At 54.3% G+C, this 12,786-nt stretch carries 10 protein-coding genes; 6 read left to right on the forward strand and 4 right to left on the reverse strand.

Features of this window, described 5'->3' with window-relative positions; all coding sequences use genetic code 11:
- Complete coding sequence (ilvA, locus tag DAI21_RS05175; RefSeq protein ID WP_107704217.1) at positions 1–1,545, forward strand: threonine ammonia-lyase, biosynthetic; 1,545 nt, start codon at positions 1–3, stop codon at positions 1,543–1,545.
- On the opposite strand, the gene ilvY is transcribed toward ilvA, so the two are convergent.
- On the reverse strand, positions 1,542–2,432 hold the full coding sequence (gene ilvY / locus DAI21_RS05180; protein WP_100778413.1) for an HTH-type transcriptional activator IlvY: 891 nt from the start codon (positions 2,430–2,432) through the stop codon (positions 1,542–1,544). The two genes, ilvA and ilvY, sit on opposite strands and share 4 nt — an antisense overlap.
- Before the next feature lie 148 nt (positions 2,433–2,580).
- On the opposite strand from ilvY, the gene ilvC reads away from it, so the two are divergent.
- Positions 2,581–4,056, forward strand: coding sequence for a ketol-acid reductoisomerase (gene ilvC / locus DAI21_RS05185; RefSeq protein ID WP_100778414.1), 1,476 nt, complete (start codon positions 2,581–2,583; stop codon positions 4,054–4,056).
- A 154-nt stretch (positions 4,057–4,210) separates the two neighbouring features.
- Here the strand turns inward: ilvC and ppiC are convergent, their stop codons facing one another.
- Positions 4,211–4,492 carry a peptidylprolyl isomerase PpiC gene (gene ppiC / locus DAI21_RS05190; protein WP_015960967.1) on the reverse strand — a complete coding sequence of 94 codons (282 nt, stop codon included), beginning with the start codon at positions 4,490–4,492 and terminating at the stop codon, positions 4,211–4,213.
- 95 nt (positions 4,493–4,587) lie between these two features.
- Between ppiC and rep the strand changes: the two genes are divergently transcribed.
- Positions 4,588–6,609, forward strand: a complete 2,022-nt coding sequence (gene rep / locus DAI21_RS05195; RefSeq protein ID WP_100778415.1) for a DNA helicase Rep — start codon at positions 4,588–4,590, stop codon at positions 6,607–6,609.
- 5 nt (positions 6,610–6,614) lie between these two features.
- On the opposite strand, the gene gppA is transcribed toward rep, so the two are convergent.
- Positions 6,615–8,099, reverse strand: coding sequence for a guanosine-5'-triphosphate,3'-diphosphate diphosphatase (gene gppA / locus DAI21_RS05200; protein ID WP_107702631.1), 1,485 nt, complete (start codon positions 8,097–8,099; stop codon positions 6,615–6,617).
- A 5-nt stretch (positions 8,100–8,104) separates the two neighbouring features.
- The gene (rhlB, locus tag DAI21_RS05205) at positions 8,105–9,373 is read right to left on the reverse strand and encodes an ATP-dependent RNA helicase RhlB (protein WP_100778417.1); all 1,269 of its coding nucleotides are present in this window, start codon (positions 9,371–9,373) and stop codon (positions 8,105–8,107) included.
- A gap of 144 nt (positions 9,374–9,517) precedes the next feature.
- On the opposite strand from rhlB, the gene trxA reads away from it, so the two are divergent.
- The 3 genes from trxA (at position 9,518) to wecA (ending at position 12,781) form a co-directional block, all read left to right on the forward strand.
- Positions 9,518–9,847 (forward strand): thioredoxin TrxA, encoded by a 330-nt coding sequence (gene trxA, locus DAI21_RS05210; RefSeq protein ID WP_002437994.1) that lies wholly within the window; start codon positions 9,518–9,520, stop codon positions 9,845–9,847.
- Between the two features lie 330 nt (positions 9,848–10,177).
- Positions 10,178–11,437, forward strand: a complete 1,260-nt coding sequence (rho, locus tag DAI21_RS05215) for a transcription termination factor Rho (protein ID WP_061706582.1) — start codon at positions 10,178–10,180, stop codon at positions 11,435–11,437.
- A gap of 240 nt (positions 11,438–11,677) precedes the next feature.
- Complete coding sequence (gene wecA / locus DAI21_RS05220) at positions 11,678–12,781, forward strand: UDP-N-acetylglucosamine--undecaprenyl-phosphate N-acetylglucosaminephosphotransferase (RefSeq protein ID WP_100778418.1); 1,104 nt, start codon at positions 11,678–11,680, stop codon at positions 12,779–12,781.
- Positions 12,782–12,786 lie beyond the last annotated feature (5 nt).

Consider the following 12,786-nt stretch of genomic DNA (forward strand, 5'->3'; position numbering starts at 1 on the left):
ATGGCCGAATCACAACCCTTATCCGCCGCCCCTGAGGGGGCGGAATATCTCAGAGCGGTGCTGCGCGCACCGGTCTACGAGGCTGTGCAGGTCACACCGCTGCAGAAAATGGACAAGCTGTCGTCCCGTCTTGATAACGTGATCCTGGTGAAACGCGAAGATCGCCAGCCGGTACACAGCTTTAAGCTGCGCGGTGCCTACGCGATGATGGCCGGGCTAACCGAAGAGCAAAAAGCACGCGGCGTCATCACCGCCTCAGCGGGAAATCACGCCCAGGGCGTGGCGTTTTCCGCCGCGCGTTTAGGGCTGAAAGCGCTGATCGTGATGCCGGTGGCCACGGCGGATATCAAAGTGGACGCGGTTCGCGGTTTTGGTGGCGAAGTACTCCTGCACGGTGCCAATTTTGACGAAGCGAAGGCACGCGCCATTGAACTGGCGCAGCAGCAGGGCTTTACCTGGGTGCCACCGTTCGATCACCCGATGGTGATTGCAGGGCAGGGCACGCTGGCGCTGGAGCTGTTGCAGCAGGATGCGCATCTCGATCGGGTGTTTGTCCCGGTGGGTGGCGGTGGTCTGGCGGCGGGTGTTGCAGTGCTTATCAAACAGCTGATGCCACAGATCAAAGTGATTGCGGTGGAAGCGGAAGATTCTGCCTGCCTGAAGGCGGCGCTGGATGCCGGTCATCCGGTCGATCTCCCGCGCGTCGGGCTGTTTGCTGAGGGCGTTGCGGTCAAGCGCATTGGCGACGAGACCTTCCGCGTTTGCCAGGAGTATCTCGACGACATCATCACCGTCGACAGCGATGCGATCTGCGCGGCTATGAAAGATCTGTTCGAGGATGTCCGTGCGGTCGCGGAGCCGTCGGGTGCTCTGGCGCTGGCGGGAATGAAAAAATACATCGCTCAGCACGACATTCGCGGGGAACGCCTGGCGCATGTGCTGTCCGGCGCGAACGTCAACTTTCACGGCCTGCGCTACGTGTCCGAACGCTGCGAGCTGGGTGAGCAACGCGAAGCGCTGCTGGCGGTGACAATCCCGGAAGAGAAGGGCAGTTTCCTCAAATTCTGCCAGCTGCTCGGCGGGCGTTCCGTCACAGAATTTAACTATCGCTTTGCCGATGCGAAAGATGCCTGCATTTTTGTCGGCGTGCGTCTGAGCCGTGGGCTGGAGGAGCGCAAAGAGATCCTCCACCTGCTGAATGAAGGCGGCTACAGCGTGGTGGATCTCTCTGATGATGAAATGGCGAAGCTGCATGTGCGCTATATGGTCGGCGGGCGTCCGTCGAAGCCGTTAAAGGAGCGTCTGTTCAGCTTTGAGTTCCCGGAATCACCGGGCGCGTTGCTGAAGTTCCTGCACACCCTCGGCACGCACTGGAACATCTCTCTGTTTCACTACCGTAGCCATGGTACCGACTACGGGCGTGTGTTAGCGGCATTCGAACTGGGCGAGCACGAGCCGGATTTCGAAACGCGGCTGAACGAGCTGGGTTACGATTGTCACGACGAGACCCATAACCCGGCGTTCAGGTTCTTCCTGGCGGGCTAGTGGTTCGGCAATATCTGCCAAAACGCGTCAATAAGCGGCTCATGCAGCCGCTTTTTTTGTGCGCATACGCCAAGCTCAAACGGCGTTTTCTCATCGCTCCGCTCTAAAATCATCACGCGATTACGCACCGGCTCGGGGCTATTTTCCAGCACCACTTCCGGCAGCAACGCCACGCCACAGCCTAGCGCCACCATCGACACCATCGCTTCGTGCCCGCCCACTGTCGCATAAATCGACGGGTTGCTGATTTTTTGCCGACGGAACCACAGCTCGATGCGGCGGCGGACGGGCCCCTGGTCGGCCATGATGAACGGCACCGTTGCCCAGTCAGGATTATCGACGGATATCTGATTGCGCACCGGGCACGGTAGAGCCGGAGCGATTAACACCACGGCCAGATTCTCCAGCATCGAAAACGCGACCGCGCCGGGCAGCGTTTCGGGTTTACCCGCAATCGCAAGATCCGCTTCACCCGTCACCACTTTCTCCATCGCATCAGCGGCATCGCCCGTGGTGAGCTTGATTTCTACCGACGGATGTTCAGCACGAAAACGATCGAGAATCGGCGGCAGGTGGCTATAGGCCGCCGTCACGGAGCAGAAGATATGCAGTTCGCCAGAGAGGGACGGCCCCTGTTGATCGATGGTGTGCCGCAACTGCTGGTACTGAAGTAAGGTCTGTTGAGCGAACGTTCGCAGCTCTTCGCCCGCTTCCGTGAGCGTCACGGTGCGGTTGTCGCGCACAAATAGCGCCTGACCGAGATCCTCTTCCAGGCGCTGAATTTGCCGGGAGAGCGTGGAGGGACTGACGTGCATGGCCCGGGCGCTGCGGCCAAAATGACGGCTTTCTGCCAGATGCAGAAAGGTTTTGAGATCGCGTAAATCCACAGATCGCTCCCCACGGTTTTATATTGCAGAAATTGCAACGTGACGTTGTGAATATATCAATTTCCGCAATAAATTTCCTGTCATATAGTAAGTTCATTCTCGCATAAGCGACCCGAACAATAAGCAACACAACATCACGGAGTTCACCATGGCTAACTACTTCAATACACTGAATCTGCGTCAGCAGCTGGCACAGTTGGGCAAATGCCGCTTTATGGCGCGTGATGAATTCGCCGATGGCGCGAGCTACCTTCAGGGTAAAAAAGTGGTCATCGTCGGCTGTGGCGCACAGGGTCTGAACCAGGGCCTGAACATGCGTGACTCCGGTCTGGACATTGCTTACGCCCTGCGTAAAGAAGCGATCGCTGAGAAACGTGCTTCATGGCGTAAAGCGACCGAAAACGGCTTCAAAGTGGGCACCTACGAAGAGCTGATCCCACAGGCGGATCTGGTGGTTAACCTGACGCCGGACAAACAGCACTCCGACGTTGTGCGCTCTGTTCAGCCGCTGATGAAAGACGGCGCGGCGCTGGGTTATTCTCACGGTTTCAACATCGTTGAAGTGGGCGAGCAGATCCGTAAAGACATCACCGTGGTGATGGTTGCGCCGAAGTGTCCAGGCACCGAAGTGCGTGAAGAGTACAAACGTGGTTTCGGTGTGCCAACCCTGATTGCGGTTCACCCGGAAAACGATCCGAAGGGCGAAGGCATGGCGATTGCCAAAGCCTGGGCTGCGGCTACCGGCGGTCACCGCGCAGGTGTCCTGGAATCTTCCTTCGTGGCAGAAGTGAAATCTGACCTGATGGGCGAGCAGACTATCCTGTGCGGTATGCTGCAGGCCGGTTCTCTGCTGTGCTTCGACAAGCTGGTGGAAGAGGGTACCGACCCGTCTTACGCAGAAAAACTGATTCAGTTCGGCTGGGAAACCATCACCGAAGCGCTGAAGCAGGGCGGTATCACGCTGATGATGGACCGTCTGTCCAACCCGGCAAAACTGCGTGCTTATGCACTGTCTGAGCAGCTGAAAGAGATCATGGCGCCGCTGTTCCAGAAACATATGGATGACATCATCTCCGGCGAATTCTCCTCCGGCATGATGGCTGACTGGGCCAACGACGATAAAAAACTGCTGACCTGGCGTGAAGAGACCGGCAAAACCGCGTTCGAAACCGCTGCGCAGTTTGACGGTAAAATCAGCGAGCAAGAGTACTTCGATAAAGGCGTTCTGATGATCGCGATGGTGAAAGCGGGCGTTGAACTGGCGTTCGAAACCATGGTGGATTCCGGCATCATCGAAGAGTCTGCGTACTATGAATCACTGCACGAGCTGCCGCTGATTGCCAACACTATCGCCCGTAAGCGTCTGTACGAGATGAACGTGGTTATCTCTGATACCGCTGAGTACGGTAACTACCTGTTCTCTTACGCTTGCGTACCGCTGCTGAAAGAGTTCATGACGACTCTGCAGCCAGGCGATCTGGGCAAAGCGATTGCCGAAGGTACGGTGGATAACGCTCAGCTGCGTGATGTGAACGAAGCGATTCGTAGCCATGCAATTGAGAGCGTGGGTCATACGCTGCGCGGTTATATGAAAGATATGAAGCGTATCGCCGTCGCTGGCTGATCCCTCGTCACCTTTCGAGTTGCAGATGCATTGGCAACATTCGCACAGCCCAGTCACTGAGTAGTAGGGTTGTGCGCATTTAGCGCTTTCCTGCCAATCGAAATGACACTCAATAAGCCCGGTAAGGCGTAGCCGCCACCGGGCTTTTTACTGCTTAGTTGCGGTACAGCACTTTAATGATGTGGTAACCGAACTGGGTGTGCAGTGGGCCGGTTGGCTCCAGCACCGGGCAGGAGAACACCACTTTATCAAACGCAGGAACCATCTGACCCTGACGGAATTCACCTAAGTGGCCGCCTTTTTTGCCTGACGGGCAGGTAGAGTGTTTCTTCGCCAGTTTCTCGAAGTCCGCGCCGTTTTTGATCTGCTCCAGAAGATCCAGTGCCAGTTTCTCTTCTTTAACAAGAATATGCAGTGCTGCTGCTGTTTTTGCCATGATCGTGCCTTGAGTGGTATGGATTAGGCTCGCTATACTACCACACGCGATTTTCCTTTTTCTTCTCCTCCCGACCTTCATTGAGTGAACTTCTTATGCGTTTAAACCCCGGACAACAACAAGCCGTCGAATTCGTCACCGGACCTTGCCTGGTGCTGGCGGGTGCGGGTTCCGGAAAGACGCGTGTAATCACCAATAAAATCGCTCATCTGATTCGCGGCTGCGGCTATCAGGCGCGTCACATTGCGGCGGTTACCTTCACCAATAAAGCGGCGCGTGAGATGAAGGAGCGTGTCGGTCAGACGCTGGGGCGCAAAGAGGCGCGAGGCCTGATGATCTCCACTTTCCACACGCTGGGCCTGGATATCATTAAGCGCGAATACGCCGCGCTGGGAATGAAATCGAATTTCTCCCTGTTCGACGATACGGATCAGATGGCGCTGCTAAAAGAGTTGACCGAAGGGCGGCTCGAAGAGGACAAGACGATTCTCCAGCAGTTGATCTCCACGATCTCAAACTGGAAAAACGATCTGATGACCCCCGCGCAAGCGGCGGCGAGCGCCAAAGGCGAACGGGACCGGATCTTTGCGCATTGTTACAGCCTGTATGATGACCATCTCAAGGCCTGTAATGTTCTCGATTTTGACGATCTTATCCTGCTGCCAACGCTGCTGCTTCAACGTAATGAAGAGGTGCGCGAGCGCTGGCAAAACAAAATCCGCTATCTGCTGGTGGATGAATACCAGGACACCAACACCAGCCAGTATGAGCTGGTAAAACTGCTGGTGGGGCAGCGCGCGCGCTTTACGGTGGTGGGCGACGATGACCAGTCTATCTACTCCTGGCGTGGGGCTCGCCCACAAAACCTGGTGTTGCTGAGCAAAGATTTTCCGGCGTTGCAGGTAATTAAGCTGGAGCAGAACTACCGTTCGTCAGGGCGCATCCTGAAAGCAGCTAACATCCTGATCGCCAATAACCCGCACGTGTTCGAAAAGCGCCTCTTCTCTGAGCTGGGATACGGCACCGAACTGAAAGTCTTAAGTGCCAACAATGAAGAGCACGAGGCCGAACGCGTGGCCGGCGAGCTGATCGCCCATCACTTCGTCAACAAAACGGCGTACAAAGACTACGCCATCCTGTATCGCGGGAACCATCAGTCGCGCGTCTTTGAAAAAATGCTGATGCAAAACCGCATTCCGTACAAAATTTCCGGCGGGACCTCGTTCTTCTCTCGTCCTGAAATCAAAGACTTGCTTGCCTATTTGCGCGTGCTGACCAACCCGGACGATGACAGCGCATTTTTACGCATCGTGAATACACCGAAGCGTGAAATCGGACCGGCGACGCTGCAAAAGCTGGGCGAGTGGGCGATGACCCGCAACAAAAGCATGTTCACCGCCAGCTTCGACATGGGCCTGAGCCAGACGCTGACCGGGCGCGGCTACGAGTCGCTCACGCGCTTCACCCAGTGGCTGGCGGAAATCCAGCGTCTTGCCGAGCGCGAGCCGATCGCCGCCGTGCGCGATCTGATCCACGGCGTGGATTATGAGTCCTGGCTGTATGAAACCTCCGCCAGCCCGAAAGCGGCAGAAATGCGGATGAAAAACGTCAACCAGCTCTTCACCTGGATGACCGAGATGCTGGAAGGTTCTGATATCGACGAGCCGATGACGCTGACGCAGGTGGTCACGCGGTTTACCCTGCGCGATATGATGGAGCGCGGCGAGAGCGAAGAAGAGGCGGATCAGGTTCAGCTGATGACGCTTCACGCGTCCAAAGGCCTGGAGTTCCCGTATGTCTATCTGGTGGGAATGGAAGAAGGGTTACTGCCGCATCAGAGCAGCATTGATGAGGACAACGTCGATGAAGAGCGACGTCTGGCCTACGTGGGTATCACGCGTGCGCAAAAAGAGCTGATTTTTACCCTGTGCAAAGAGCGTCGTCAGTATGGCGAACTGGTGCGCCCGGAGCCGAGCCGCTTCCTGCTGGAACTGCCGCAGGACGATCTGATCTGGGAACAGGAACGAAAAGTGATTACGGCGGAAGAGAGGATGCACAAGGGCCAGGCGAACGTCGCGAACATTCGCGCCATGCTGGCGAAAGCCAAAGAAAAATAGCGGCGCTATTTAATTTCAAGAGCCCAGTGGACGTAACTCTGCCACTGGCATTCCTGTTCGATCATCTCCGCGCCAAGCGGATGATTATCCAGCCAGTTATCCGGCAACGTAAGCGTCAGGTTTTCGCCTTCCGCAGAAAGAGTAATGGCGGGCAGCAGATCGGCACGACGACGGCTGGCAAACAAAATCGCCAGGCGCAGCAGTCGGCAGAGATGCTCGGCCACGCGCGGCGGAACGGCATTTTGCTGATGCAAAGAAGAGAGATCGACCGAGTTGGTCTGGTTAAGCAGCAATGTCGCCAGCAGCTTTTTCTGCGCCGGAGTAAAACCAGGCAGATCCAGATGACGCACCAGGTACGCGGCATGAACCGGCGCCTGTTTGAAATCGATACTCAGGCCAATCTCATGCAGCGCACAGGCGCTCAGGAGTAAATCGCGGCTCAAGGGTTCGAGCGCCCAGGTGGTTGCCACCTGATCGGCAAAGCTTGAGGCCAGTTGGGCCACGCGCTGTGCCTGTTCCGTATCAACGATAAAACGACGCTGAACGTTACGCAGCGTCCGGCTGCGAATGTCTTGTTCTACAGCAAGATGCAACATGCCGTAGACCAGCCCTTCGCGCAGCGCGCCGCCAGCCAGCGTCATGCAGTGGATTTCTAATTCGGTGAAAATGGCGATTAGGATCGCCAGGCCGCTCGGAAACACCAGCGCGCGCTCCAGCGTCAGCCCTTCAATTTCCAGCTCTTCCAGACGGCCGCACTGAATAGCGCGCTGTTTAAGCTGTTGAAGTTTCGCCAGCGTAATCCGCTCGTCCATGCCCTGCGCCATCATGATCTCTTGCAGAGCCTGAACGGTGCCCGACGCGCCGACACACACTTTCCAGCCGTGATATCGCAGCTCATCCATCACCGGATGCAGCACTTCGCGCGCGGCTTTTTCGGCCTCGTCGAAGTTCTCTTGTGCGAGATTACGATCGGTAAAATAGCGCTCCAGCCAGGTGACGCAGCCCATTGACAGGCTGAACAACGACGTCGCCTGCGATCCGGTGCCTGTGACCAGTTCCGTACTGGCACCGCCGATATCCACCACCAGACGGCGATCGTCACCCCCGGTAGTGTGGGCGACACCCTGATAAATCAGGCGCGCTTCTTCTTCACCGCTGATGACCTGCACCGGACAGCCGAGAATTTCCTGCGCTTTAGCAATAAAATCGACGGAGTTCACAGCCAATCGCAGCGTGGCGGTCGCCACAACGCGAATTTGATTGTGCGGAATATCCTGCAGACGTTCAGCGAAGAGGCGCAGACATTGCCAGCCGCGTTCCATCGCTTCAGGGGAGAGGTAATTATCGCTGCTCAGGCCCGCCGCGAGGCGGACCTTGCGCTTAATGCGCGTCAGGGTCTGTATGCTCCCCGCCACCTCGCGTACAACCAGCATATGAAAACTATTCGAACCTAAATCAATAGCTGCATAGAGCGAGGTGGAACTGAGCATAATATTTAACCTGAACGACGACGGTTACGTGGTGCTCCGCCGGTGCGGCGTGGGCCATTGCCGGAGCGGGCGCGCGTGAGGCGCTTCGCCGGAGGCAGTTCACTCAACAGGGCTTCCGGATTGTATTTGCTCTGCGGAATGGAGTGGCCGATGTACGTCTCGATGGCAGGAAGGTTCAGGGCGTACTCTTCACAGGCGAGGCTGATGGAGTGGCCGCTTGCGCCAGCACGACCGGTACGGCCAATGCGGTGAACATAGTCTTCGCAATCGTCAGGGAGATCGTAGTTAAAGACGTGTGTGACAGCAGGGATGTGCAGGCCACGTGCAGCAACGTCGGTTGCTACCAGAATATCCAGGTCGCCACGGGTAAATTCTTCAAGGATGCGCAGACGTTTTTTCTGTGCAACGTCACCCGTCAGCAGGCCAACGCGATGTCCGTCTGCGGCAAGGTGGCCCCAGATGTCTTCGCAGCGATGCTTAGTGTTGGCAAAGATAATGGCGCGATCTGGCCACTCTTCTTCGATCAGCGTTTGCAGCAGACGCATCTTCTCTTCATTCGATGGATAGAAGAGCTCTTCTTTAATACGGTGACCCGTTTTCTGTTCTGGCTCGACTTCCACGTATTCGGCGTTATTCATCTGTTCGAACGCCAGTTCACGGACGCGGTAGGAGAGAGTCGCAGAGAACAGCATGTTCAGACGCTGCGTGGTAGGTGGCATACGACGGAACAGCCAGCGGATGTCTTTAATAAAGCCCAAATCGTACATGCGATCGGCTTCATCGAGGACCACAACCTGGATGGCACCGAGGTTGATGTGATTTTGCTTCGCGTAGTCGATCAGACGACCGGTCGTACCGATCAGAATATCAACGCCGCTTTCCAGCACTTTGAGCTGTTTATCGTAGCCGTCGCCGCCATAAGCCAGCCCTAATTTCAGGCCAGTGGTCTGTGCCAGAGGTTCAGCGTCGGCATGGATCTGCACCGCAAGTTCTCGCGTTGGAGCCATGATCAGCGCACGCGGTTGGTTAACTTTTCGGTCAGCAATTGCTGGATGAGAAAGTAAATAATGAAACGTTGACGTCAAAAACGCCATCGTTTTGCCAGTACCGGTTTGCGCCTGCCCTGCAACATCGCGACCTGCCAGCGTGAGCGGCAGAGCGAGGGCTTGAATGGGCGTGCAGTTATGAAAGCCTTTATTTTCAAGGGCTTCGATAACTTTTGCGTGCAGGGCGAAGTCGGAAAACTTCTGTTCTGTTAAATGTGTTTTGCTCATAGTGTGGTAGAATATCAGCTTACTATTGCTTTACGAAAGCGTATCCGGTGAAATAAAGTCAACCTTTAGTTGGTTAATGCTACATCAACACGTCGTTGATTAATCCTACACCAACACGCCAGGCTTATTCCTGTGGAGTTATATATGAGCGATAAAATTATTCACCTGACTGACGACAGTTTTGACACGGACGTACTTAAAGCTGACGGGCTGATCCTCGTCGATTTCTGGGCTGAATGGTGTGGTCCTTGCAAAATGATCGCTCCGATTCTGGATGAAATCGCTGACGAATATCAGGGCAAACTGACGATTGCCAAGCTGAACATCGACCAGAACCCGGGCACTGCGCCGAAGTACGGCATCCGTGGTATCCCAACCCTGCTGCTGTTCAAAAACGGCGAAGTGGCTGCAACCAAAGTGGGCGCACTGTCCAAAGGTCAGCTGAAAGAGTTCCTGGACGCTAATCTGGCGTAAGGTTTCTCGGCCGGGGTCTGGATTCCGAAATTCTGTGGATCTCTGGACGCCCGGCTTTAGTCGTGCTAAGTTACCTATGACTTCGATTTAAACATACCTTGTCGTTCTGGTTTTACCCGATGCTTCCCATTGTTAAATGAACGATGCGAGAGGCAGATAGATTCCGGGCTTGTCACTCAATCCGTCTTGTCGTTTCAGTTCTGTGCTTCCCCTTTGACCAGACAGCGAACAGACATGAGTTGATGGCCGCTAACAGGCATGGATGACCCTGCCATACCATTCACAACATTAAGTTCGAGTTTCACCCCGAGTTTAAGAACCCACACCATTATGAATCTTACCGAATTAAAGAATACGCCGGTTTCTGAGCTGATCACTCTCGGCGAAAATATGGGGCTGGAAAACCAGGCTCGTATGCGCAAGCAGGACATTATTTTTGCCATCCTGAAGCAGCACGCAAAGAGTGGCGAAGATATCTTTGGCGACGGTGTCCTGGAGATATTGCAAGACGGATTTGGTTTCCTCCGTTCTGCAGACAGCTCCTACCTCGCCGGTCCTGATGACATCTACGTATCCCCAAGCCAAATCCGCCGTTTCAACCTCCGCACAGGTGACACCATTTCAGGTAAGATTCGTCCTCCAAAAGAGGGTGAACGCTACTTTGCGCTGTTGAAAGTTAACGAAGTTAACTACGATAAACCTGAAAACTCGCGCAACAAGATCCTGTTCGAAAACTTAACGCCGCTGCACGCTAACTCGCGTCTGCGCATGGAGCGTGGTAACGGTTCTACCGAAGACCTGACGGCTCGCGTTCTGGATCTGGCTTCTCCGATTGGTCGTGGTCAGCGTGGTCTGATTGTGGCACCGCCGAAAGCGGGTAAAACAATGCTGCTGCAGAACATCGCACAGAGCATTGCTTACAACCACCCTGATTGCGTGCTGATGGTTCTGCTGATCGATGAGCGTCCAGAAGAAGTGACCGAGATGCAGCGTCTGGTCAAAGGTGAAGTGGTTGCTTCTACCTTTGATGAGCCAGCGTCTCGCCACGTTCAGGTTGCTGAAATGGTTATCGAGAAAGCGAAGCGTCTGGTTGAACATAAAAAAGACGTTATCATTCTGCTCGACTCCATCACTCGTCTGGCGCGCGCGTACAACACCGTGGTTCCTGCTTCCGGCAAAGTATTGACCGGTGGTGTGGATGCCAACGCCCTGCACCGTCCAAAACGCTTCTTCGGTGCTGCACGTAACGTGGAAGAGGGCGGAAGCCTGACCATCATCGCGACCGCGCTGATTGATACCGGCTCCAAAATGGATGAAGTTATTTACGAAGAATTTAAAGGTACAGGTAACATGGAACTGCACCTCTCTCGTAAAATTGCAGAGAAGCGCGTCTTCCCGGCAATAGACTACAACCGTTCCGGTACCCGTAAAGAAGAGCTGCTCACCACCCAGGAAGAGCTGCAGAAAATGTGGATTCTGCGTAAGATCATTCACCCAATGGGCGAAATCGATGCAATGGAATTCCTCATCAATAAGCTGGCAATGACTAAGACAAACGACGAATTCTTCGACATGATGAAACGCTCGTAATACAAATAAACCCAGCCAACGCCACGTTTTTACGTGGCGTTTTCTTTTTTTGGACTATACGCTATAACCGCAGACTCCCATTTTTGACTAACCAGTGCGACAATTAGAATGTTTGTTGCGTCAAAAAGTAATTGATTGAAAAACATACAAAGGGAGTTGTAAGAGGCTGGCTTTAATCCTTCGGGAGCTATGGCTTCGTAGTTATACTTCCAGGACTAACTTTTGTTGAGAGCATGCATTGTGAATCTACTCACTGCGGTTACTGAGCTAATCAGTATATTTTTATTCACAACCTGTTTTTTGTTCATTGCGCGCAAGGTGGCAAAAAGAATCGGGTTAGTGGATAAACCCAATTATCGTAAACGCCATCAGGGCTTGATCCCATTGGTCGGGGGGATCTCCGTTTACGCGGGTATTTGCTTCACCTTTGGAATCGCAGATTATTATATCCCCCACGCGGCACTCTATCTGGCCTGTGCAGGGGTTCTGGTGCTGGTGGGCGCGTTGGATGATCGTTTCGATATCAGCGTAAAATTCCGCGCTTCGGTGCAGGCTGCAATCGGCATCATTATGATGGTGGTCGGTAAGCTCTATCTGAGCAGTCTCGGTTACATCTTCGGTACCTGGGAGATGGTGCTCGGTCCCTTCGGCTTCTTCCTGACGCTCTTCGCCGTGTGGGCTGCTATCAACGCCTTTAACATGGTAGATGGGATTGATGGCCTGTTGGGCGGTCTCTCGTCCGTATCCTTTGCCGCAATCGGCATCATTCTATGGTTTGATGGTCAGTACAGCCTGTCAATGTGGTGTTTCGCCATGATTGCGGCCATCCTGCCTTATATCCTGCTCAACCTCGGTGTGCTGGGCCGTCGCTACAAAGTCTTCATGGGTGATGCGGGCAGTACGCTGATTGGTTTCACCGTTATCTGGATTTTGCTGGAAACCACTCAGGGTAAAACCCATCCGATTAGCCCGGTAACGGCGCTGTGGATTATTGCTATTCCGCTGATGGACATGGTGGCAATCATGTACCGCCGTCTGCGTAAAGGTATGAGTCCTTTCTCGCCGGACCGCCAGCATATTCATCATCTGATCATGCGTGCAGGTTTTACTTCACGTCAGGCATTTGTGCTGATTACCCTTGCTGCCGCGCTGTTGGCAGGTATCGGTGTGGCAGCAGAATATGCGCACTTTATTCCTGAATGGGTAATGTTGGTATTATTCTTGCTAGCATTCTTCATGTACGGCTATTGCATTAAACGCGCATGGAAAGTCGCGCGCTTCATTAAACGTGTAAAACGCCGGATGCGTAGAAACAGTGGTAAAAATCCAACATTAACTAAGTAAAAACG

The organism is Lelliottia sp. WB101 (genome assembly GCF_003051885.1).
Taxonomy (GTDB): domain Bacteria; phylum Pseudomonadota; class Gammaproteobacteria; order Enterobacterales; family Enterobacteriaceae; genus Enterobacter; species Enterobacter nimipressuralis.

Bases quoted from the DNA above. Each gene is read 5' to 3' on its own strand.
- rho (WP_061706582.1), top strand. From the start codon at position 10,178: ATGAATCTTACCGAATTAAAGAATACGCCGGTTTCTGAGCTGATCACT.
- ilvA (WP_107704217.1), top strand. From the start codon at position 1: ATGGCCGAATCACAACCCTTATCCGCCGCCCCTGAGGGGGCGGAATAT.
- rep (WP_100778415.1), top strand. From the start codon at position 4,588: ATGCGTTTAAACCCCGGACAACAACAAGCCGTCGAATTCGTCACCGGA.
- trxA (WP_002437994.1), top strand. From the start codon at position 9,518: ATGAGCGATAAAATTATTCACCTGACTGACGACAGTTTTGACACGGAC.
- rhlB (WP_100778417.1), bottom strand. From the start codon at position 9,373: ATGAGCAAAACACATTTAACAGAACAGAAGTTTTCCGACTTCGCCCTG.
- gppA (WP_107702631.1), bottom strand. From the start codon at position 8,099: ATGCTCAGTTCCACCTCGCTCTATGCAGCTATTGATTTAGGTTCGAAT.
- ppiC (WP_015960967.1), bottom strand. From the start codon at position 4,492: ATGGCAAAAACAGCAGCAGCACTGCATATTCTTGTTAAAGAAGAGAAA.
- ilvC (WP_100778414.1), top strand. From the start codon at position 2,581: ATGGCTAACTACTTCAATACACTGAATCTGCGTCAGCAGCTGGCACAG.